This window comes from Mesorhizobium sp. WSM4898, assembly GCF_029625845.1.
Taxonomy (GTDB): domain Bacteria; phylum Pseudomonadota; class Alphaproteobacteria; order Rhizobiales; family Rhizobiaceae; genus Mesorhizobium.
Map to the genome: position 1 here is coordinate 1297165 of NZ_JARTVQ010000001.1, position 20235 is coordinate 1317399.

General features: G+C 61.9%; 22 protein-coding genes, 1 tRNA gene and 2 pseudogenes. 4 read left to right on the plus strand and 21 right to left on the minus strand.

From position 1 onward, the window contains the following. The first annotated feature begins 61 nt into the window (after positions 1 to 61). Positions 62 to 766 carry a Crp/Fnr family transcriptional regulator gene (locus P9228_RS06480; RefSeq protein WP_278052761.1) on the plus strand — a complete coding sequence of 235 codons (705 nt, stop codon included), beginning with the start codon at positions 62 to 64 and terminating at the stop codon, positions 764 to 766. A 98-nt stretch (positions 767 to 864) separates the two neighbouring features. Here the strand turns inward: P9228_RS06480 and P9228_RS06485 are convergent, their stop codons facing one another. The 9 genes and pseudogenes from P9228_RS06485 to P9228_RS06525 all read right to left on the minus strand — a co-directional run. Continuing rightward, a complete protein-coding gene (locus P9228_RS06485) occupies positions 865 to 1080 on the minus strand; it encodes a DUF1858 domain-containing protein (RefSeq protein WP_278052762.1) in 216 nt (71 codons plus the stop codon). A gap of 94 nt (positions 1081 to 1174) precedes the next feature. After that, entirely contained in the window at positions 1175 to 1513 is a 339-nt protein-coding gene (locus P9228_RS06490; protein ID WP_127239757.1) for a DUF779 domain-containing protein, read from the minus strand. A 67-nt stretch (positions 1514 to 1580) separates the two neighbouring features. Then, entirely contained in the window at positions 1581 to 3098 is a 1518-nt protein-coding gene (gene adh, locus P9228_RS06495; protein ID WP_278052763.1) for an aldehyde dehydrogenase, read from the minus strand. A gap of 144 nt (positions 3099 to 3242) precedes the next feature. Next, on the minus strand, positions 3243 to 4199 hold the full coding sequence (locus P9228_RS06500; protein ID WP_278052764.1) for a helix-turn-helix domain-containing protein: 957 nt from the start codon (positions 4197 to 4199) through the stop codon (positions 3243 to 3245). A gap of 286 nt (positions 4200 to 4485) precedes the next feature. Continuing rightward, a complete protein-coding gene (locus P9228_RS06505) occupies positions 4486 to 5133 on the minus strand; it encodes a helix-turn-helix domain-containing protein (protein WP_127246638.1) in 648 nt (215 codons plus the stop codon). 316 nt (positions 5134 to 5449) lie between these two features. Further along, positions 5450 to 6040 (minus strand): NAD(P)H-dependent oxidoreductase, encoded by a 591-nt coding sequence (locus P9228_RS06510; RefSeq protein ID WP_278052765.1) that lies wholly within the window; start codon positions 6038 to 6040, stop codon positions 5450 to 5452. 26 nt (positions 6041 to 6066) lie between these two features. Beyond that, on the minus strand, positions 6067 to 6453 hold the full coding sequence (locus P9228_RS06515; protein ID WP_127246585.1) for a hypothetical protein: 387 nt from the start codon (positions 6451 to 6453) through the stop codon (positions 6067 to 6069). An 85-nt stretch (positions 6454 to 6538) separates the two neighbouring features. Further along, positions 6539 to 6986: pseudogene (trxC, locus tag P9228_RS06520) on the minus strand (thioredoxin TrxC). Continuing rightward, positions 6983 to 7330, minus strand: a pseudogene (locus tag P9228_RS06525) (heavy metal translocating P-type ATPase); the annotation flags it as partial. The pseudogenes trxC and P9228_RS06525, both read right to left, overlap by 4 nt. A gap of 417 nt (positions 7331 to 7747) precedes the next feature. On the opposite strand from P9228_RS06525, the gene P9228_RS06530 reads away from it, so the two are divergent. Together P9228_RS06530 and P9228_RS06535 are read left to right on the plus strand one after the other, a co-directional pair. Beyond that, a tRNA-Thr gene (locus P9228_RS06530) sits at positions 7748 to 7822 on the plus strand. Between the two features lie 180 nt (positions 7823 to 8002). Further along, entirely contained in the window at positions 8003 to 9478 is a 1476-nt protein-coding gene (locus P9228_RS06535; protein WP_278052766.1) for an NAD-dependent succinate-semialdehyde dehydrogenase, read from the plus strand. Between the two features lie 64 nt (positions 9479 to 9542). On the opposite strand, the gene P9228_RS06540 is transcribed toward P9228_RS06535, so the two are convergent. Both P9228_RS06540 and P9228_RS06545 read right to left on the minus strand, forming a co-directional pair. Next, positions 9543 to 10283, minus strand: coding sequence for a GGDEF domain-containing protein (locus P9228_RS06540; protein ID WP_278052895.1), 741 nt, complete (start codon positions 10281 to 10283; stop codon positions 9543 to 9545). A 258-nt stretch (positions 10284 to 10541) separates the two neighbouring features. Further along, a complete protein-coding gene (locus tag P9228_RS06545; protein ID WP_278052767.1) occupies positions 10542 to 11243 on the minus strand; it encodes a thermonuclease family protein in 702 nt (233 codons plus the stop codon). Between the two features lie 128 nt (positions 11244 to 11371). Here P9228_RS06545 and P9228_RS06550 point away from each other — a divergent pair, with 128 nt between their 5' ends. Next, the gene (locus P9228_RS06550) at positions 11372 to 11908 is read left to right on the plus strand and encodes a hypothetical protein (protein ID WP_278052768.1); all 537 of its coding nucleotides are present in this window, start codon (positions 11372 to 11374) and stop codon (positions 11906 to 11908) included. A 43-nt stretch (positions 11909 to 11951) separates the two neighbouring features. On the opposite strand, the gene P9228_RS06555 is transcribed toward P9228_RS06550, so the two are convergent. From P9228_RS06555 to P9228_RS06600, 10 genes are all read right to left on the minus strand, one after another. Further along, positions 11952 to 12497 carry a hypothetical protein gene (locus P9228_RS06555; protein ID WP_278052769.1) on the minus strand — a complete coding sequence of 182 codons (546 nt, stop codon included), beginning with the start codon at positions 12495 to 12497 and terminating at the stop codon, positions 11952 to 11954. After that, positions 12494 to 13075 carry a L,D-transpeptidase gene (locus tag P9228_RS06560; protein WP_278052770.1) on the minus strand — a complete coding sequence of 194 codons (582 nt, stop codon included), beginning with the start codon at positions 13073 to 13075 and terminating at the stop codon, positions 12494 to 12496. Before P9228_RS06560 ends, P9228_RS06555 begins: the two co-directional genes overlap by 4 nt. After that, positions 13062 to 14225, minus strand: a complete 1164-nt coding sequence (locus P9228_RS06565; RefSeq protein WP_278052771.1) for an AAA family ATPase — start codon at positions 14223 to 14225, stop codon at positions 13062 to 13064. The genes P9228_RS06560 and P9228_RS06565 overlap by 14 nt, the downstream gene beginning before the upstream one ends. After that, positions 14222 to 14818 carry a TadE/TadG family type IV pilus assembly protein gene (locus P9228_RS06570; RefSeq protein ID WP_278052772.1) on the minus strand — a complete coding sequence of 199 codons (597 nt, stop codon included), beginning with the start codon at positions 14816 to 14818 and terminating at the stop codon, positions 14222 to 14224. The genes P9228_RS06565 and P9228_RS06570 overlap by 4 nt, the downstream gene beginning before the upstream one ends. 41 nt (positions 14819 to 14859) lie before the next feature. Next, the gene (locus P9228_RS06575) at positions 14860 to 15381 is read right to left on the minus strand and encodes a TadE/TadG family type IV pilus assembly protein (protein WP_278052773.1); all 522 of its coding nucleotides are present in this window, start codon (positions 15379 to 15381) and stop codon (positions 14860 to 14862) included. A 5-nt stretch (positions 15382 to 15386) separates the two neighbouring features. Further along, the gene (locus P9228_RS06580; RefSeq protein WP_278052774.1) at positions 15387 to 16889 is read right to left on the minus strand and encodes a pilus assembly protein TadG-related protein; all 1503 of its coding nucleotides are present in this window, start codon (positions 16887 to 16889) and stop codon (positions 15387 to 15389) included. 69 nt (positions 16890 to 16958) lie between these two features. Then, entirely contained in the window at positions 16959 to 17252 is a 294-nt protein-coding gene (locus tag P9228_RS06585; RefSeq protein WP_278052775.1) for a hypothetical protein, read from the minus strand. After that, on the minus strand, positions 17239 to 18696 hold the full coding sequence (locus P9228_RS06590) for a type II and III secretion system protein family protein (protein WP_278052776.1): 1458 nt from the start codon (positions 18694 to 18696) through the stop codon (positions 17239 to 17241). Before P9228_RS06590 ends, P9228_RS06585 begins: the two co-directional genes overlap by 14 nt. Before the next feature lie 55 nt (positions 18697 to 18751). Beyond that, on the minus strand, positions 18752 to 19786 hold the full coding sequence (gene cpaB, locus P9228_RS06595) for a Flp pilus assembly protein CpaB (protein WP_347404258.1): 1035 nt from the start codon (positions 19784 to 19786) through the stop codon (positions 18752 to 18754). Positions 19787 to 19863: 77 nt separating this feature from the next. Beyond that, positions 19864 to 20043 (minus strand): Flp family type IVb pilin, encoded by a 180-nt coding sequence (locus P9228_RS06600; protein WP_278052778.1) that lies wholly within the window; start codon positions 20041 to 20043, stop codon positions 19864 to 19866. Between the last annotated feature and the right edge of the window lie 192 nt (positions 20044 to 20235).

Below are 20235 nucleotides of genomic sequence, written 5' to 3' on the forward strand. Positions count from 1 at the left end.
TGACAAAAGTCTGGTCAGGAGCCTGAGCGCGTTGCATTGTTGAAAGCTGGGAGAACGGCAGTTGGCAAGCCTTGATCGATCGCTGATTGCCGGACTGTCTGTGTTCGAGGGGATCGCCGCCGCTGACCTGGATCGCATTGTCGGACAGGCGAGATCCATGCGGATCGCCAGGGACCAACCGGTTTTCGAGCAGGAGCAAGAGGCTCATTCCTTCTTCCTGCTGCTCGACGGTCATGTGCGCGTGGTGAAATCGACCCCGGACGGGCATGAAGTCACCGTGCGATATATCAGCCCGGGCGAATTGATGGGGATCGCCAGCGCGTTGGGCCGGACGACCTACCCGGCAAATGCCATCGCGGCCGTCGATTGTGTTGTGCTTGCCTGGCCAAGCCAGCTCTGGCCCACATTCGCGACGAGCTTTCCAAGTTTCAGCGCCAGTACCTACAAAACGGTGGGAACAAGATTGCAGGATGCCCACACGCGCGTCATCGAAATGTCAACCGAGCAGGTGGAGCAGCGCGTCGCGCATGCGTTGCTCAAGCTGATCAAGCAGTCGGGGAAAAAGACCGATGAAGGGCTGATGATCGATTTCCCGCTTTCACGCCAGGATATCGCGGAAATGACTGGCACCACGCTTCACACGGTAAGCCGGCTGCTCTCGGCCTGGGAAGATCAGGGCCTGGTCAAGAGCGGCCGTCAGAGGGTCATCGTGATCGAGCCGCATCGGCTCCTCGTCATCGCCGAGGGTAGTGCGGCAAGGAGCTAATGCGCGCGTCGCGCTGAAGCGGATTGAGCGAGGCGCTTAGGTTCTGTTTTTATGCAGGTCGTTCTCGCAAGACGGCCGCACACTTTTGTGCGACATGCTCAGTCCACTCGGCGGGCGTCGATGGCCACCTCCAGATCGCGGCGGAGCTGGTTCTCGTCAAGCTCATGTTCACGTGCCGCATCGGAAACCGTGTGAAAAGAAGCAATTGGGCAGCCGACGCACAGCATGCCATGTTGAAGAACGACTCGGATTGCCGCAGGCGTCTCGCGCATGATCCCGTCCATCGTCGCATCGTCGTCCAGTTTCCGTTTCATGCCGCTTCTCCACCTCGGAGGCGGCATGTTGCATCCAATTCCCGGGATGCTCGTTGCGCTGAGACAAAGAGCGCGCAGTTCGATGTTGTCCCCTTCACATTCGAGCAGTGCAGATCGTGGAGCGTGTCAGGAACCGCTTCTCGCGTCCGTTGTCGAGCGAGAACATGCCGCCGCGGCCAGGCACCACATCGATAATGAGATCGGTATGCTTCCAGGCCTCGAATTGCGGTGCCCCGATATAGAACGGCATCTCGGCGATATAACCGAGCAGCACATCCTGCTCGCTGACGATGAACCCGTCGCGCGGGTAGCACATGGGCGACGAGCCGTCGCAGCAGCCGCCGGATTGATGGAACAGCACCGGACCATGCTCGGCAACGATTTCGGCGACAAGCTCGAGGGCAGCCGGCGTTGCAGTGACCTTCGCTTGCATGGGCTTTCCCCACCCTTCACTCATAGGCGCGGCTCTCTAAAGCCGCGCCTATGAACCAGATAGGCGATCAGAAGAAGCCGAGCTTCTTCGGGCTATAACTGACCAGCATGTTCTTGGTCTGCTGGTAGTGGTCGAGCATCATCTTGTGCGTCTCACGGCCGATGCCGGACTGCTTGTAGCCACCGAAAGCGGCGTGTGCCGGATAGGCGTGGTAGCAGTTGGTCCAGACGCGGCCGGCCTGGATCGCGCGGCCGAAGCGGTAGGCACGATTGCCATCGCGTGTCCAGATGCCGGCGCCGAGACCGTAGAGCGTGTCGTTTGCAATGCCGAGCGCGTCGTCATCGTCCTTGAAGGTCGTGACCGAAACCACCGGTCCGAAGATCTCTTCCTGGAAAATGCGCATCTTGTTGTTGCCCTTGAACACCGTCGGCTTGACGTAGTAGCCACCCGCCAGATCACCAGGCAGGTGGTTTTGCTCGCCGCCGGTCAGCACTTCCGCTCCTTCCTGCCGGCCGATGTCGAAGTAAGACAGGATCTTCTCCAGTTGCTCGCTCGATGCCTGCGCGCCGATCATCGTTGCCGGATCGAGCGGGTCTCCCTGCACGATCGCCTCGACGCGCTTGAGGGCACGTTCCATGAAAGTGTCGTAGATCGATTCATGGATGAGCGCGCGGCTCGGGCACGTGCAGACCTCGCCCTGATTCAGCGCGAACATGACGAAACCCTCGATCGCCTTGTCGAAGAAGTCGTCGTCTTCGGCGACAACGTCCTTGAAGAAGATGTTGGGCGACTTGCCGCCGAGTTCCAGCGTGACAGGGATCAGATTCTGGCTGGCATACTGCATGATCAGCCGGCCCGTCGTGGTTTCGCCGGTAAAGGCGATCTTGGCAATGCGCGGCGAGGAGGCGAGGGGCTTGCCGGCTTCGAGGCCAAAACCGTTGACGATGTTGAGCACGCCTGGCGGCAAAAGATCGCCGATAAGATCGGCCCAGAGCAAGATGGCAGCCGGCGTCTGCTCGGCCGGCTTCAGGACCACGCAGTTTCCGGCCGCAAGCGCGGGAGCAAGCTTCCAACACGCCATCAGGAGCGGGAAGTTCCACGGGATGATCTGGCCAACAACGCCGAGCGGCTCATGGAAATGATAGGCGACTGTATCGTCGTCGATCTGGGAAAGGCTGCCTTCCTGGCCACGCAATGCGCCAGCGAAATAGCGAAAATGGTCGATGGCCAGAGGCAGATCGGCGGCGGTCGTTTCGCGGATCGGCTTGCCGTTGTCCCAGCTTTCGGCGCGGGCAAGGAGATCGAGATTTTCTTCCATGCGGTCGGCGATGCGGTTGAGGATGAGCGACCGCTCGGCCACGCTGGTGCGCGCCCAGGAGTCCTTCGCAGCATGTGCCGCGTCCAGGGCTGCCTCGATGTCGTGGGCATCCGAACGCGCCACTTCGCATAGCAGCTGGCCGTTCACCGGCGAGCGGTTCTCGAAGTAGCGGCCGGAGCATGGCTCGGTCCATTTGCCGCGGATGAAGTTGCCGTAATGTTTGTCGAAGGGCGCCTTGATCGAGCGTGAGAATTCAACCTTGTTCATGTGTCTTCCTCCCAAAGCGCGTCGCGGGATGCGACGCTTCGGAAGATAGGTTTGCGATTTTCGTCGCTTTTGTCACCGCGTCGAATGCAGCGGGCGGCCGCGAGGTGTCGCAGAATTGCGACAGTCGTGAGTGGTTTCGAAGGATCAATGAGGCCTGTGAACATCCAGGCGGTTGAGCTTGCGGTGCAGCGTGGCACGGCTGATGCCAAGCGCCTGGGCAGCGGCCGAGACATTTCCGTCCGCCCGCGCCAGCGCCCGCTGCAGGACGCTGCGCTCCGCCTCGGCGAGGACTTCAGGACGGTTCTCCGCCCAACCGAGCAGATCGCGCGCAGGCATCGGCTTGTCGAGACATTGTTGCGTAAGTCCAAGCGCCATGCGAGCCGAACGGGTGGCGCCGACAACGAGGTCGTCGGCGTCGACGGCGATCAGCGCTCCGGAACCTTTGTCGCCGACAGGCGCCAGCAGAATTCGCGCCTTGGGGAACGCAATCTTGAAATTCTCCGCTTCGATCCGGCGCGCCGCGTCGACCACGGCCACCGAAATCAGATTGGCAAAGGCTTCCGTCAGATCGGCTCGACAGGAAGACACGTCAAGCGCAGCCACAAGATCACCCAGGTGATCGTAAATCGGCGCGGTGGTACAGCTCAAACCTGTGTTGCGCGTGTGGAAATGCTGATCGCGATGGATGGTCAGCACCCGCTGTTCGACCAGACAAGTGCCGATCCCGTTGGTGCCTTGGCTCTCTTCGTTCCAGACAGAACCGGTCCACAAACCCCAGGAATGAAAAGTCTCGTCATCCGCCGGAGCGCCACGCCGTTCGACCGGCACGCCCTCGCGGTCAGCCAGGAGCACGCAGCATCCTACGCCACCCACAGCAAGATAGAGCCGGTCGAGACTGGGCTGGGCAGCCCGGATGAGCGGTTCGACCCGTTGGCGAGCGCGTCCCAGTTCCAGCTCCGTCAGGTAACGAGCCGGGCTGCGGTCGGCTGGATCGAGCCGATGCAAATTGGAAGATCGTCGCCAGGAGGCGACCAGCGCGGACGTTGCCGCCGCGTCCGAGGCGATCGCGGCCTGAATTCTGTCCGCATGCTGAACGGTCAAATCCTCGTCCTCCCAGAGTTTGCCCCGCCTCTCGACTTTCTCAACCGGTCCGGTTGAGGGCTGCGCCGTCTGGATGCAATTTCTGATGCAATCAGCGCCCCAGTCAATCCGACAGAAGGAGCAGGCAAACGCGAGATGGGTGTCTATTGGCCTGCGAGGCGCTGCATGGCCGGGCGTTATCGATACGGTTTCAACCGGACCGGCCGGGAAGTGGTCGACACCCAGTTCGCAACTCGCTTTCATTGTCGTCCAGAGTTATGCCCCGGGGGCGACTGGCCGCATGGCATCATTCCCCCATCGCAAGCAGCGTATCCCACTTGAGGATTTCGACGCTGCGCAGGCTGAGCAGCCGGATCACGCCTTTCTCCTTCAGGCGGGTGAAGACGCGCGAGACGGTTTCGATCGTGAGGCCGAGATAGTCGCCGATATCGACCCGCGACATCGGCAATTCGACCTGCCTAAGCCCGCCCTGCCGCTCCGACATCTCGACCAGGAATGCAGCAACGCGCTCGATTGCGTTCTGGCGGCCGAGCACGAGAAGGTGCTCTTGCGCGCGGGTAAGGCTCTTGAGAGCCAGGGGCAGGAGCTGGCGGGACATGTCCGTTCCCGCAGAGGCGTGAAAAACCCGCACGCCGGTTGCGTTGATCGCTTCGGCGAAGAAGTGGTGCGTGGCGTCGGCTTCGAAGCCGAAAGTCTCTCCTGCCAGATGGAATGCGCTGATCTGTCTGCGGCCGTCGGCGAGCAGACGATAAACACGGACCGCACCGAATTCGACGTGGTAGAGCGCCCCCGCCTTTTCGCCTTGAGCGTAAATCTCGCTGCCTGCCGGGAAGAAGCTGACCGGCTGCATTGTTGCGCCCTCAAAGACGGGTGCCGGGCTCTGATGGGGAACATATGACGAGAGTTCGATCTTGGCGGAAGCTTGAGCGTACATGGCTGTGGTCCCGTGAATTTGTGACAACAGCAATCGCGCAGATCCGGCCACGCCGAAATTCGGTTTTGTCCCTACGGGAAACTACTTAGAACTGAGTTCGAAGCACCCGTCGATCCAGGCAGTCGATGCCCTACCGACTTCTCTGGGAAGAAAGAGAATTGGTGGCAGTGCCAATCTTACTCGCCGTGACGCGGTGACTCAGGTGCGCACGCGCACAAAGGTCTATACGCTTGAGCAGGCCAACAAGGCTCTGGACGATTTGCGGATGGGCAGGTTGAACGGCGCCGCTGTCCTGCGGCCATGATCGGCCGTCTGACTAGGCCGCGCGTTCGCCAAGCCGTTGCATATGCTTGAGCCAGCTCGCCCGTTTCGCTTCGCTGGCGTTCGCGACCATGCCGCACAAGGTCTCGCGCACCGGCCTTATACCGACGAAGTTGAGGATGCCGCGCCGCATGCCGGCAATCCCGTGGCTCAGGAACCAGATCCGATAGATCGGCGTGGGCATGCCCATCGTCACGACCAGGCGCGCGGAGCGGCCGCGCAGCAAGGATTTTGCGAAACCCTCACCCATTTCCGGGTAGGCGAATGCCGTGCCCGGCCGCATGATTTGCTCCAGGAATGCCTTGAGCATGGCCGGCATGGTGCCCAGCCAAAGCGGGAAAACAAAGACGACATGCTCTGCCCACGCGACCGCCTCCGCCGGTTCCTTAAGGTTGTCTGGGATGGTTCCGTGCTCGAACTCCTGCATTGTCCGAAGCATCGGAAACGCCAGCAAGGCCAGGTCGATCTTGCGCACGGCATGGCCGGCCCCTTCCGCGCCTTCGGCATATGCCGAAGCCAAGGCCCGGCAGAGCCGGTCAGGCGACGGGTCCGGATGGCCGATGACAATGAGTATGCGGCGTGGCATGGCCTGGCCAGCTTCCCAGAGAATCCCTATGGTTGCTCGACGCGAGCGACCTGATAGGTGTGCATGGCTCCGTTACGGTTTATGGAAACATACTCACCGGTAACGAAGCGCTCCTCTCCGAAGTGAAAGCCGACCTCGTCGTCGCGGTCGCCCTCGGCGTAGTCGAAATACCATTGGCCACTCGGCTTGCGACGCAAGCGGCCGACAAGATCGTCTTCGCCGGTCCGGAAGCGGCGGACACGGCAGACCGTCCGGTGCGACTTCCATTCCTCTGCGTCCAGCCGTCCTTCGTCGGTGAGTGGCGCTAGCACGTCGTAGCCTTCTTCGCGGTCGCCTTCCGGATGACCCTTCTCGCGAGCGAGAAGCAGGCGGATGTTTTTGAATTTCGGGGTGAGGTCGTGCAAAGTGGTCATGGCAAACTCCTTCGAGGTCATTCCTACCGCAGCGGCCGGAGGCGACCTTGATCAGGGTCAAACGGGTCCCGGTTCGACGGGAGGCTCAGTTTTTGCCAGTCGGCATATTCCCGCGAGCCCAGCTGACGATCTGGCTGGTGCTCATCGCTCCCGAGACGCGCCCGATTTCCTTCTGGTGATGAAACAGGATCATGGTGGGGATGCCGCGAATGCCCAGCCGCGCAGCGAGGGCCTGTTCTTTGTCGGAATTCAGCTTGACCAGCCGAAATTGGGGTTCGAGTGCCTTGGCGGCGGCTTCATAGGCCGGGGCCATCATCTTGCAGGGACCGCACCATGGAGCCCAGACGTCGACGAGGACAGGCAGGCTGCCGCGTCCGATCTGACGATCGAAGTTCACCGCGTCGATCCTGTGGGGATCCCGAAAACAGTCTGGCGCCACACTTGCCGCATTGGCCGTCGGCGCCATTTCGGTTGGGCGGCAGGCGGTTGACCACGCCGCATTTGGTGCAAACCACGAGATTCTGATGCGTCATGACCCCTCAATTCTCCAGTCTCGATCGTGTTCGAAGCGCCCGTCGCCAAGGTCACGCAGTGCATTGAGGATGACGGCGACGTCTATGGCCTCCTGAAGCAGCGCTCCCGCCACTGGCGTTATGTGCCCCATGGCGGCAGAGATCATTGCCGCGCCCGAGAGTGACAGGCCGACGATAATGCTCTGCAGGGCGATTCTGCGCGTACGTCTGGCGATCCGCAACGCTTCCACGACAGGCCGCAGTCGGTCGGTCAGTACGACAACATCGGCCGCCTCCGATGAAGCTGTTCCGCCGCGAGCGCCCATCGCGATGCCCACGGTCGCAGCGGCAAGGGCAGGGGCATTTGCGATAGGCCTGGCTCATTGTGGCGTCGATCACCCCCATCCACATTTACATTTGTTATTCCCTCCGAGCCGGGCGCCTGTATCGGCGCGCTACAAACCGGGGGTAGGCCAATCCTCGAAACCGCATGCATTCGCCACGAAGACAGGGCAAGGACGCGCGCGAAGGCCTTCGCAGGTAGTGAGTGAAGGCGGGGGTGCGAGAAACCTCTGTACGGGCCTCTATTCTAATTCGCATCCAGACTGGTAACAATCTGGCACCAAAAACGGTGTAGGTCTCGGCTGATCGGTGCAGGCTTGAGCACGTGCCGAGCCCGTTTGGAACCACATTGGCAACATCGGGCCAAAACGGCGCAGGGTGTGAAAGGCGACCGCAACGCCTTGCAATTCAAGGCGTCTGCGGTTATTCAGACGCCCGTTGCTGCGGTAGCTCAGTGGTAGAGCACTCCCTTGGTAAGGGAGAGGTCGAGAGTTCAATCCTCTCTCGCAGCACCAGCCCGCTTTCGGGGCACCTCCTCTCCCTTGGTCGAGCTCTCATTCCTGCCGATGGTTCGAGGAAGCCAGTTGTCACAGGTGGGTCTACCGCCGTCCTTCCCAGGCCCTATGACAGGCGCAGACGTGCGGAATACATCTTGACCTTCTCAAATGTCAGCTCGTTGAAGGAGGAGACCGGTATTGCCCCTATGCCTGCCGATCATGCGCCACCTGAAATCGCCTGACCTGTTCGGCGCGATCGACCGTGTGCCGGCGCTTGGCACGCCGGTTGGCGGGAGCACGTTCGAGGTCTTCAATCCATCGACGGGCGAATTGCTGGCGGAACTTCCCGACATGGGGATTGCGGAGACGCGCGCCGCGATCGACAAGGCCTATGCCGCACAGGCCGAATGGGCGGGGCTGACCGCCCGGGAGCGCAGCGAATTGCTGTGGCAGTGGCATCAACTGATCGTCACCCACACCGACGATCTCGCGGCGATCCTCACCGCGGAGATGGGCAAGCCGCTCGCCGAAGCCAGATCGGAAGTCTCGCATGCGGCGGCGTATCTGCAATGGTATGCCGAGGAGGCCAATCGCATCTATGGCGAGACGATCTCGGCACCGTCGACGGACCGCCGCATGCTGGTGATCAAGCAGCCGATCGGCGTCGTCGGCACGATCACACCATGGAACTTTCCCGCATCGATGGTGGCGCGCAAGATCTCACCGGCGCTGGCGGCGGGCTGCGCCATTGTGCTTAAGCCTGCCGAACAGACGCCGCTTGTCGCAGGCGCCATGTTCGCGCTCGCCGCCGAGGCTGGCTTTCCCGATGGTGTCGTGAATCTCATCTATGCCTCGGAGGGTGCCGCGGTGGGGCGCGAGCTCTGCCACAATCCCAAAGTGCGCAAGATCAGTTTTACCGGCTCGACCGAGGTCGGACGCCTGCTCATGCGCCAGTGCTCCGACCAGATCAAGAAGGTCAGTCTCGAGCTGGGCGGCAATGCGCCTTTCATCGTCTTCGACGACGCCGACATCGATGCCGCCGTGGACGGGGCGGTCCAGGCGAAGTTCCGCAATGCCGGCCAGACTTGCGTTTCGGCGAACCGACTTTACGTCCAGTCGGACGTTCACGATGAGTTCGTCGACAAATTCGTCCGGCGGGTCGGCGAGCTTCAGGTCGGTGACGGTTTCGATCCCGGCGTCGCCATCGGCCCGCTGATCGACAGGCGGGCGCTCGCCAAGATCGAATCCCACATCGCCGATGCCGTGGCAAAGGGCGGCGCGATCCGGTGCGGCGGAGGCCGGATTGCCAGGGACGGCACGTTTTTCCAGCCGACGGTCCTTACCGACGTCTCCAGCGCGATGACGGTGGCGCAGGAGGAGACATTCGGGCCGTTGGCCCCCGTCATCCGTTTCGAGGATGCCGATCAGGTCGTGCGTGAGGCCAACGACACGATCTATGGCCTCGCCGCCTATTTCTATGCGTCCAACCTGAAGCGCGTCTGGCGTGTGGCGGAGGCTCTGGAATACGGCATGGTCGGCATCAACACCGGGCGCATGTCGTCGGAAGCGGCACCCTTCGGTGGCGTCAAGCAGTCCGGCATCGGGCGGGAGGGGTCCCGCCACGGCCTCGAGAATTATCTTGAGATGAAATACCTCTGCATGGGCGGCATCTGAGACGCAGAGATTTGAACCGCAGCTCGCGCCAGGTTGTCGGCGGTTTGGCTGCTGGTTGCGCCGCTCAGTTGTTGAAATGGGACAGGTGAAAGCCGGTCTCGTCCTGCAACTCGGACAATCCTTCCTCGGCCGAGCGGAACATGTCTTCGAAAGCCAATTCATGCTCGAAGACGACGCCGCCGACGCGGATGGCGAGCACGTCCTTGTCGCCTTTCGGCGCGAAATAGATCTGGCCGACCGCCTCCCGGACGCGCTTGCCGATCTCTTTTGCGTCCTCCTCGGTCGCGCCCGCGAGGAAAACACCGAACATCGCCGTTCCGATGCGGCCGATCAGATCCTCCTTGCGCACCGAGGACCTGATGGCGGCGGCGATGAGCCGCAAGGCTTCGTCGCCCCATTCGAGGCCGAAGCGCAAATTGATCGCCGATAGATGCTCCGGATGGATGACGAGAAAAGCGCCGGAGCGCGGCCCGGCCGGTCTGGCGGCTCGCCTGTCGACCATCGACGTGAACACGGCCCCGTTGAGGCAGCCGGTCAGATGGTCGTAGGTGCCGGATCTGGTGAGCTCCTGCCGGTAGCGGCGGATCTCGACCTCTCTCCAGCCGAGCAAGGCAAAAAGCGGCAGACCGATGATGATGGGCAGAAGGGCGGCCGTGATGACGCTGCGGCCGAACGGCGTCAACGCGTCGCTGAGCAGCAGCAGATAGTTGAGGCCGAGCGACAGGCCGACGCAGCCGGCGGTGCCCAGCAGGGTCAGCCAGACGACATGCTTCCAGGCCTCTGCCGGCGCGGTCTCGGTTTTCATACTCACTGGCCAATCTCCTGTTGGACGCATTGGCATAAAGGCGGTGTGTTACGATTTCCGTTTCAGCGTGGCCTACAATTTGAAGGAAATCAGTGTCTTTCTCCCTGGATGGCGCCGGCGGCTGCGGCCCGGTTCTCGCTTCGATCTGATTCGTCGCTGAAACGGGTCAGCGTTTGGTAGGATCGCCGAGCTGCTTTAGCCATTCCGTTTTTACGCAATGGCGCAGGCAAGGCCGTTGCGCGCCTTTCCGGGTATGCCCTATTGCGGCGGGCCGAAGACGCCCATCTCGGCAGCCCTGGCGACGGATTCGGCTTTGCCGTAGATGCCCGAGGGGGACGCCATCGCCCAGCCATTGGCAACCAGCCAGGCGCCGACATCCTGTTTGCCGAGCATGCACGGCGCGGCGATGGCAAAACGGTCGGCATCGGGCGGCAGGACGCATTTGAGCGCCCGGCCGCGCAGCCAGGCATTGAAGGCGGCGCGGGCGCGCTGCCCGCAGGGCCAGATGACGTCGCCGAACGCGCAGGTTTTGGCGGGATCGACCTCGATGGTCCCGCTGACGATCACCCTGCGCCCCATGGCCTCGAAGATCGCCGACGAGGTGGCGATCGGGCGATAGAGCAGCGTCTCATGCCAGTCCTGCGGCATCGACGTCTTCGGCGGCACGGCGAGGCCGAGCTCGCCGAGCGGAGGGCGGGGCTCGATGCGCTCGATCCTCGCCACGTCGAGCGGCGGCGGAGCGATGAGGTGCTCGGCTATCCTGCGCGTCGGCTGGCCTGGCCGCGTGTCGTGGACGGCGATGCGCGAGGCAGGTCGGGCCTCGCTCGCGACCTGGGCAGGCGGGGAGGGGAGGTCCGGCGGCAACCAGTGCCTCGACCCGGCAACCAGCAGCGCGCCGGCGACCAGCCCGAGGCTGCCGAGCGTCGTGGCAAGCCGGCCGGTCGATTTCGCCTCGCCCAAAGCGCGCCTCTCGTTTCACCGGATCATACATTAGGCGCCGATGACATCGCTTGAAAAGCAAGGCTTTGCGTTAAGTCTCGCGCAACCAATGCGGCCTACAATCGAGCATCGGATGTCGAGGGGATGACATGACGCGCAAGCCGACACTGCTCTTTGCCTTCCCGGCTCTCATCCTGTTCCTGCTGGCGGCGGAACGGACGGCGACGTTTCTGCTCGGAACCTATTCGGCCAGCCCGACCATGTGGCGCATCTGGCTCGAGCTGCGCCCCTTCTCGACGATGTTCTGGCAGCAGGTGGACTTCTATCTCGGCGGCTCGATGGCCATCGATGCCGCCATCATCGTCGTTGCGTCAGGCGTCTGCTGGATGGCTTGCCATGCCAAGAGATCCGCCGGCTTTTTCCTCGCCAACCATGCCGCTCTGATGTTCGCCGGTCTGATGATAGCGGCCGGCAGCCGTTCGGAAACGGCGAGCACGATCGCCAATTTCACGGCGCCGCGCGGCTTTCAATTCTCGCTGGCGATCGACTTCAGCTTGAAAAACTGCATGGTGCTGTGCCTTGGCCTTGCGGCCTGCGCCTATTGCCATGTCGCCTTCCTGCGCGAGGCGAGGCTGCGCGCCGAAGCCCGCGCCGTCCGCATCCTGGCGCTGCAGCGTGATCTGTAGACCCCGCTGATCGGAATGCCTTCCGCTATCGCCCGATGCCGCGTCAGTTGATCTTCTTGTAGTAGACTTTGCCGTCGGCCTGCTGGATGCGCTGATAGGACGGATTGGGTCCGGGCGGCGCGGCCTTGCCCTTGAATGCCGGCGCGCCGACGGAGGGGTTTTCACCTGCCGAGGCCTCGGCCACGGTCGTGTTCGCGAAACTGGGCTCTGGCGCCCGCGGCGGCTCGGCATCGGCGGCGACGGGCTGGCTCTGCTCAAGCCGGGAAAGATTGCCGTTCATCTGGCCGAAACTCGCCTGCAGCTGCCGGTCCAGCGTCTCGAACCGGCTCTGGAAGCCGTTGTTGACGGTATCGATGCGCGCGCCGATCCTCTGCTCGAACTGGCCGAGCTGGTCCAGCCGCGCCTCCAATGCCCGAAGGTCGTTGACGCCGCGATAGAGATAGAAGGCGGCGGTGACGTTGATGGCGGTGACGAGGACCGCGCCGGCCGCGACCACGCCGATGGTTCTCGCCCGGCTCGGCCTGCCCGGCGCCTTTTCCTGTTCGCTGAGTTCGATTGCCGGAATATCCGCCTCGCTGATCATCGTCATTCCACCACCACCTTTGCGCCCACCGCGACGCGCTTGAAGAGATCTATCACATCCGTGTTCGTCAGCCGAAAACATCCGGACGTGCCGTCGAAGCCGACACCTTTGGGATCGTTGGTACCATGGATGCGATAGAGCGTGTCGCGTCCGTCGCGCGACAGGTAGAGCGCCCTGGCGCCGAGCGGGTTGTAGGGACCGGCGGGCACCATCGCCGGCAGCTCCGGCTGGCGGACGCGCATTTCTTTGGGCGGGCGCCATTCCGGCCATTCGGTCTTGGCGGCGACCTTGACGGTGCCGGTCCAGCCGAAGCCGTCGCGGCCGACGCTGATCTGGTAGCGCAGCGCCTGGCTCTTGTTCGTGACCAGATAGAGCGCCTTCTCGTTTTTGCGGATGATGATCGTTCCCGGTTGCTCGCCGGTCTGGAAGGCGACCGTCTTGCGCAGGCTGGGACCCATGGCGGGAAGCGGCGGCAGCCCCGATCCGGCTTGCGCGAAATCGCAAGGCACCGCCAGCGCAATGCCGATCAGGCAGGCGCCGGCGAGGCCTGTCGCTATCCGCCGCTTCGGGCTAGCGCTGGGCATTGTCCAGCCGCTCCTTGAACATGCGCTTCAGGTCCTTGTTGAAGCGGGCCCGCCCGTCCACCTCCGAGGGCAGGATGGCGCGGTTCAGCGCATCGGCCAGCAGCGCGTTGTCGAGCACCAGCGACTTGATGTGCGGCGCCTTGAAGATCTTCTCCAGCTCGCTGCGCGAGAAGTGGTTGCCGAACCATTTGCGCTTGTGCTTGTTCGCGACCAAGGTGATCGAGACGCCGTTGCCGCGCAATTCGCGGATCTTCTTGTAGAGCCGCTTGCCCTGCCTGAGCGAGGCGACGTTGAGCTCGAAGACGATAAAGATCTCGTCGCTGGTGCGCAGCACCGACTCGTGCCACGGCGTCTCGATGTTGGGCAGGTCGATGACGATGTCGTCGAAGCGGTAGGCGACGAGGTCGAGCAGCCGGAAGACGAAATCGGCGCCATGCGGCTCGAACGGCAATTGCGGCCGCTCGAAGGAATAGAGCGTGAGGCCGGACGGCCGCGACAGCTTGATGACGTCCATCAGCTCGACATCGAGCCGCTCCGGCTGGCCGATGATGCCGGCAAGGTCGAACTGATTGAACTGGTTGAGATAGGCGCCGCAATTGGCGCTCTGGAAGTCGAGGTCGACGAGGCAGGTCGAGGCCGCCCGCTCGGCCGATTTCGAGGCGAGATGCTCGGCCGCCGAGATCGCCAGCGTCGTCGCTCCGGCGCCGCCGCTGGCGGCAATGAAGGTGACGATCCGGCTTTTGGTGCCCTGGTTGCCGGTGTCATGGAAGGTGACCGCGTTGAGCAGCTCCTTGGCGTCGAGCGGCTTGTGCAGCCAGTCCGACGCATTCATGCGCACCAGCACCCGCGTCTGCTCCGACGTCAGCTCGCCCGACACCGCTATCAGCGGCACCGAAGCCCAGGTCGAACGCGCCTCGACAAGGGCATTGTTGCCGAGCAGCTCGCCGTCGCCGAGATCGAGGATAATGATGCCGGGACGTGCATCGACCGGCGGCCCCTTGAGGAACTCGACCGCCTCCGAAACCTTGACGTCATAGATCGCCAGCGCGTCGAGCCGCGTGGTTACATCGTGCCTGAAATTCGCATCGGACGAAAACAGCGCGACCTGCTTGCGTTTCGTCGGCAGCACTCTGGTGTCGATGGCGTTCATGGGAACGTACTCTTTAAGTCTTCACCCGTTACTGTACTCAGCATGGAAGGCATGTTGATGTTGCCGAATCCCATCAGTCCCTCGAGGAAGAAGAACTGGAAGGTTCGGTTTTGCAGGCTGACCGTGATCGTTGGCACGGGACCACCGAGGCGGGTCTGGTAGCCAAGACCGGTCGCCGTGTAAGTGACGACGACGTTGCTGCGCACCAAGCCCGAGAAGAAGTGGCACATCCCGGGTCTCTGGGTGCCGGTCAGAGCTGGACAGGCATCGTCGTTGGTATTGGCCGTATCGCCGCGGAAAACCCGGCTGAATGCGGCGGCGTTGAACCCACCATTGTTGGTGCAGGCCCCCGTGGCACCGGTGTAACTGCAAACGAACGGACCGTAAGCGCCGGCGACGACCGGCGCGCCGGGATTGGCCGTTGGTGCGGCGGTCGCAAGATTGGTCGCGACGGCATCCGATATTGAGGCCAGCCGCGCTCCGACCTGAACCGCCTTGGTGGCGGCGTTCCACTGATAGAAGGCATAGCCGAAATCGACGAAGCCGAGCGTCAACGCAAAGAGCAAGGTGGCGACGATGGTCATCTCGACCATTGCCGCACCCTCCTCGGATTTTGCGAAACGCCTGATCATTGTCAGAACCGCATCAACCGCTCTTGATGTGAGCCGCTCAGCGTGATCGGGCCAATGCCGATGAGCGACAGCATGCCAACGCCGGTGTAGGGGTAGGTCCCGTCTGCCTGGACGACGCAGACTTGCGCAGTGGTCGATCGATATTGAATGACGCCAGCAACCACGGCATCGTGGCAACTGGTCCCAATCGTCACTGTGACATTGGCCGTCTGCCAGCCGGGGACGCGTGCGGTGCCAGTGCCAGCTACATTGCCGAATACCGCGATGTTAGTCGCCATATCCGCGCAGTTGATGCCCGCTAGCCCGGCATCCGTGTAAATCTGGCTGTTGCATCGCGCAGCGAAACGGGCCCCGTCGGAAAGCCCGGCCTCCATCAGAAGCTTGTCGTGGATGAGATTGCCGAACTCGAACACGCCAGCTGAAAGCGTAAGCATCAACGGTGCGACAAGGGTCATTTCGATCAACACTGCGCCGCGTTGGTCGCGCCGAAATCTTGCAAGATGACGAAGGATGAGGCCAAGCATTTTCGTCACCGATAAAGCTGGGCTTCGTCGCGGAGGAAACTGTCGAGCGTCCCTGCACCGCCGCGACCTGTTATGTCGACGAGTTCGACAAAAACGGAGCCACCTGCACTGGCACCCGGAACGGGCTCAGTCAGGAAAAAGCTTGCGAACGCTTCCACGGGAAGATTGGTGCTGTTGCCGTTCAGATCGTTCCCGGCGGCTTCTAGGGCGTTGCAATTGAGAATCGCGCCGTAAAGCAGACGACGATCGACTGATGTCACTGGCGGCTGGCAGGCACTCGGCGGTGTTCCCACTTCGCCTCCTGCAGAAGCGGTTCCAACCAGATTGTTCGCGCTCTCGTATTTGTAGACCTGATACCGCGTCGGCTTTGTCGTATCCCAGGAAGAAGGGTAGCTGGTCCCGCCGAAATTAGTGCTCCAATAGCTGGACAGATTCCAGTTCCCGTCGCCCATGCGGCCGCCCATGTATGGAGTGGTGGCATCGCGCGGCAGTCCCATGTTGCCGGTGGCGTTGAACGTCAGCTGGTTGTAGCTGGGGCACTGATTGCTGTTGCCATTCCCATTCCCATTCCCGCCGGTCGAGGCTCCCTTCCGCACATTCGAGGCGGGGCCGTATTCCGCACTGTTGAAGGCATTGCCGCTGGGATTGATGCCGAAACGTACGTTGAACGCATCCTGAATTGGGCCGGTGTTCTGGCCGGTTTTGGTGCTCACGCCCTGGGCCGAATAACAGCCGATCGGCCTCGACGTTGCGATTGTCTGCGCAAGCGCTTGCGCTCCATTGCCGACACCGTCCGGCGGCGCCAGGAAGCCGAAATTGCCGGGGCCGTAAGCGGCATTGTTTCCGACTGTACGAAGTTCGATCAGGCGCCGGCGGATGGAGGTGTCGGCCACGGCCTGCTCGAGTGTAACGCCGCCAGCGGAATTGGTGCCGTTGACCATTTCATAGGGGTTGCAGATAAACACGGGCGTGTAGTTGCAGACACCGGAGGTAAATCCTGCGACAGAGACCGCGCCGACATTGAAGCTGTTGTTCGCGGTGTTTCCGGTCAAGAACGACGCCGGGAATATGGCCGCGAAGCCAACAGGCGTCACGGTCACGCGGACGAACCGCGCGTTCGGCGCATCCGTCACTTCATCGGTGATGATGTTGGCTGCCGCGATTGCGGTACTGTCAGATGCCGGAAGGGACCGCAGGTAGGTCCTCGTCACTCCAGCCGCGAGCAATGTTTGCGGAACGTTGGCTGTCGAGAAGGTATATTGGTTGCTCACCAGGGTCGCCAGCGCCCTGTCGGCGCGTACGATCGAGTCCGTGCGGCCATCCAGTTCCGCAGCCGCGGCGAGGGCCATTGCATCTCCCGCCTTCTGCAGGTCGTTGTGCATGTTGTTGACCCGGCTCATGTCGATCGCCAGGAGCGAGAAGCCGATGATCGCCGGCAACATAATGGTAACGAGCAGCAGCGCTATGCCCCGCTGATCGCGCCAAAATCTGCGTATGGTCCCCAACATGACCCTACCCTTTACCCCTTGGTGTCAGGCTCCTCGCATACCTGATACAACCGCTTCCTTTCGTTCATTTCATTGCGTGGACGTACCCGTCGGACCGACATTGACCGTCATGTTCGTTGTCGGCGCCGGCGCTGGCGGAAGCTTGTATTTCTGCACGACGCCGACGGACCGTGCGCCGTCGCCTTCGATCTTGGTGTTGTTCGAAGCCGGATTGTACGGATCGACCGTCTGCAGCAACTGGTTGGCTTTCTGAGAGTCGCCCGATGCCAGCGTCATCGTGTCGTAGTTGTTCAAATAGTCCGCGGCGCAGCCTCCAAGCAGGCTGGAACCGAGCAAGACGAGCAGGAGCTTACTTCTTGACATAGACCAGCTTGTCCTTCGATTTCACATCCAGCATGTGGCCATAAGGGCCGGTGACGCCATCACCCAGCTCGTATTTCCGGATCATATCCTTGCTGACCTCGAGTTGGCCGAGCAGGAACAGTTCCGGATCATTGGACGGCTTCGTCTTATCGAACGGCGTGGCCAGTTGCTCGCCCGGCTTCACCGGCCGCACGAGGTGCGGCGTGACGATAACGACCAGCTCTGTCTCTTCTTTCTGCGTGCTCGAATTCTTGAACAGCGCACCGATGATCGGCACCTGGCCCAGCCACGGCACCTGGTCCTGCAGCCTCGTGTTCTTGCTGGACAGCAGCCCGCCGACGGCAAAGCTCTGGCCGTCGCGCAGATTGACCACGGTTGCCAGCTTGCGATTGGTGAAGATCGGGTCGCCGGCGGGAGTGAAGCCGGTAAGATCGCTGACTTCTGGCGCCAGCTTGATATGGATCTTGCCGTCGTCAAGCACGACCGGCGTGAAGTTGAGATTGACGCCGAACTGCTTGAACAGGATTTCAATTTCGCCCTGGCTGTTGACGCTGCGGATCGGCACCTCGCCGCCGGCGTTGAAGCTGGCGGTTTCTCCGGAAACTGTGGTCAGGTTCGGTTCAGCCAGCAGCCGTACGAGCCCCTTCGACTCGAGCGCTTCGATAATAAGGTCGACCTTGACATTGCTGTCGATGATGCGGGTAATTAAAGCTCCGAAGGGATTGGCTGTCGACAGCAATCCGCTGACCAGATCTCCATCGCCGAGGACAACCGGATTGCCGTCGTCATCCTTCGTTGTGGTCGCGATCCCGGTGCCAACCCTGGACGTTCCGCTCCCGTTCTTGCTCCGGAAAGACACGCCGAGGTCGCGGCCGCTATTGCGCTTGGCCTCAAGGATGCGCACCGAGAGATTGACCTGCTCGCTGTCATCGATGGTGACGGCGTTGATGATCGAGTCGGGTCCATATTGCTGTGTGACTTCGACGATTTGCGCCAAGGTCGCTGCGTCCTTGACGTGGCCGCTCAGGCGAACCTTGCCATTGATCGAACCAATCTCAATGCGCGCCTTCGGCGCCACCTGGCGGATCGCTGCCGCCATATCGCTGACATCCTGGCCGACCTCGATCTGGATGGCACCCAGCGAGCGCTTGTCCTCGGAAAACAGATTGACCGTAGTGGTGCCGAGGCTCTTGCCGATGATGTAGAGCGTCTTGTCTGTCATCGGCTGCGCATCGGCGATCTTTTCGTCGCCAACGACGATATCGCCCAGCGTGGCGTTCACCTGGATGGTCGCCGATTGCGAGACCGGGATGAAGACGCGATGGAGCGACGGGTTCGAGACGTCAATGAAGCGGTCAGCGGCGTGAACCGCAGGGCTCAACGGCAATATAAGACAGGACCACGCCAGAGCGGCGGCGGCCAGTGATCCCTGAAAAAATCGCATCTAAATCGTCCCCCTCGCGGACCCACCCGGACCCCCTATCCGAATGTGCCTTTCGCTATCTCTGTCGCGGCACGTCGTACGTTTCGAGCCTCACGCCGCGAAACACGCCGATTGTAGCCCGGGCTGGCGGCTCCGGCTTCACATATTTGACCACTTCCTTTATAACTTCTTGCGGTTGTGGTGCTGGCGCCACAGTAGGCTTCACCTTGCTCAACTGATCGATCTGGTCGCCAACCCGTTCCACGGCCTGGGCCAACCCATTGAGCTTGTCATCAGCTCGCTTGCGCTCCTCCGCGGCCGCGACCTCCGCGGCCTTCTGCCTCTCAAGTTCCGCCTGCCTCTTCGCAACGTCTTCCGGCGTGTCGCCGGTCAAATCCGAAAGCGTGACGCGCTCGGTCGTTTCGCCTTTGCTGGCCGCGGCTTGGCGAAGTGCCAACGATAGCTGGCCGGCGCCGGCTGCCAGAGTCAGCTTCTGTGCATCTTTGGTGCTGACTTCAACTGTCACTGCCTTCACGACAGTAGGGCTGTCCTTGCTCTCGTCGGCCACCTGGTCAACGGCAAGCACCTTGACGCTCTGCAGCAGCACGTCGACGAAGCTCTTGTCGGGACCGTCGCTGCTGCGCACGGTGCGGGTCAACAGGACGTCGACGCGGTCGCCCGGGAAGACAAATCCTGCGACACCGAGGACGTCGTTCACGCGGATGGAAACCGCCTTCATGCCCTCCGTCAGGACAGCTGAAAGTGTAGCGCGTTGGCCAGGCCCGGTGATCTTGGAGGCGAGCACCGGCTCATTGACGCCGATCGCCTGCAACGCCTGCTTGGTGCCTTCCCCAGCCAGTAGATCCTTGCTTGTCTTAAAGGCGCCGGCCGGAACCGCTCCCGCGGGCCATGGGATCTCACGCAACTTGTCGTCGCTCAACGAGTCGCCGAATTTGAGCGGCACCGCCGCCACAACGATCGTATCGCGTGGCAGGTCGCCGGGCTTGGCCATCGCGCTGCGCTGGTTGGCGAGCCACATATTGGCAAGGACAACCGCCAGTACGCCGAAGACTCCGGCGAGAATGATCATTATTATGGTATTAGCCCGCATGGCCAGCCCCCGCTGATTTTTGCGCCACCGACGCCGGGAACCAATCCCGGCGTCGGTGAGAAGTCAAAGGCTGTCGATCAATGACCGGAAATCGCTGTGGTCAGCGCCGTCCACTTGCCGGACACCCAAGTGCCTACAAAGACAACCGACAGGATGACCGCCACGGTAATCAGACCCAGGAGGATCGTGTATTCGACCATAGCAGCGCCGTTCTCATCGTCGCGGAACTGCCGGGTCAACGTCATTAGCTTCTTCATGCGAATGTCTCCCTACTTTGGAGGTTGAACCCGACGAGACGAGCCTAAGGATGAAACCCCATACCCAAGCATCCCCCGTCGAATTCAATCCTAGGGCTCGCAAAAAATCCGAGTCAAACGGATTAACAGTCCTTTAACCTTTCAATACTCGCTCCAGAGCCTTGTCGATTTTGACAACACCTTGATTCGCCT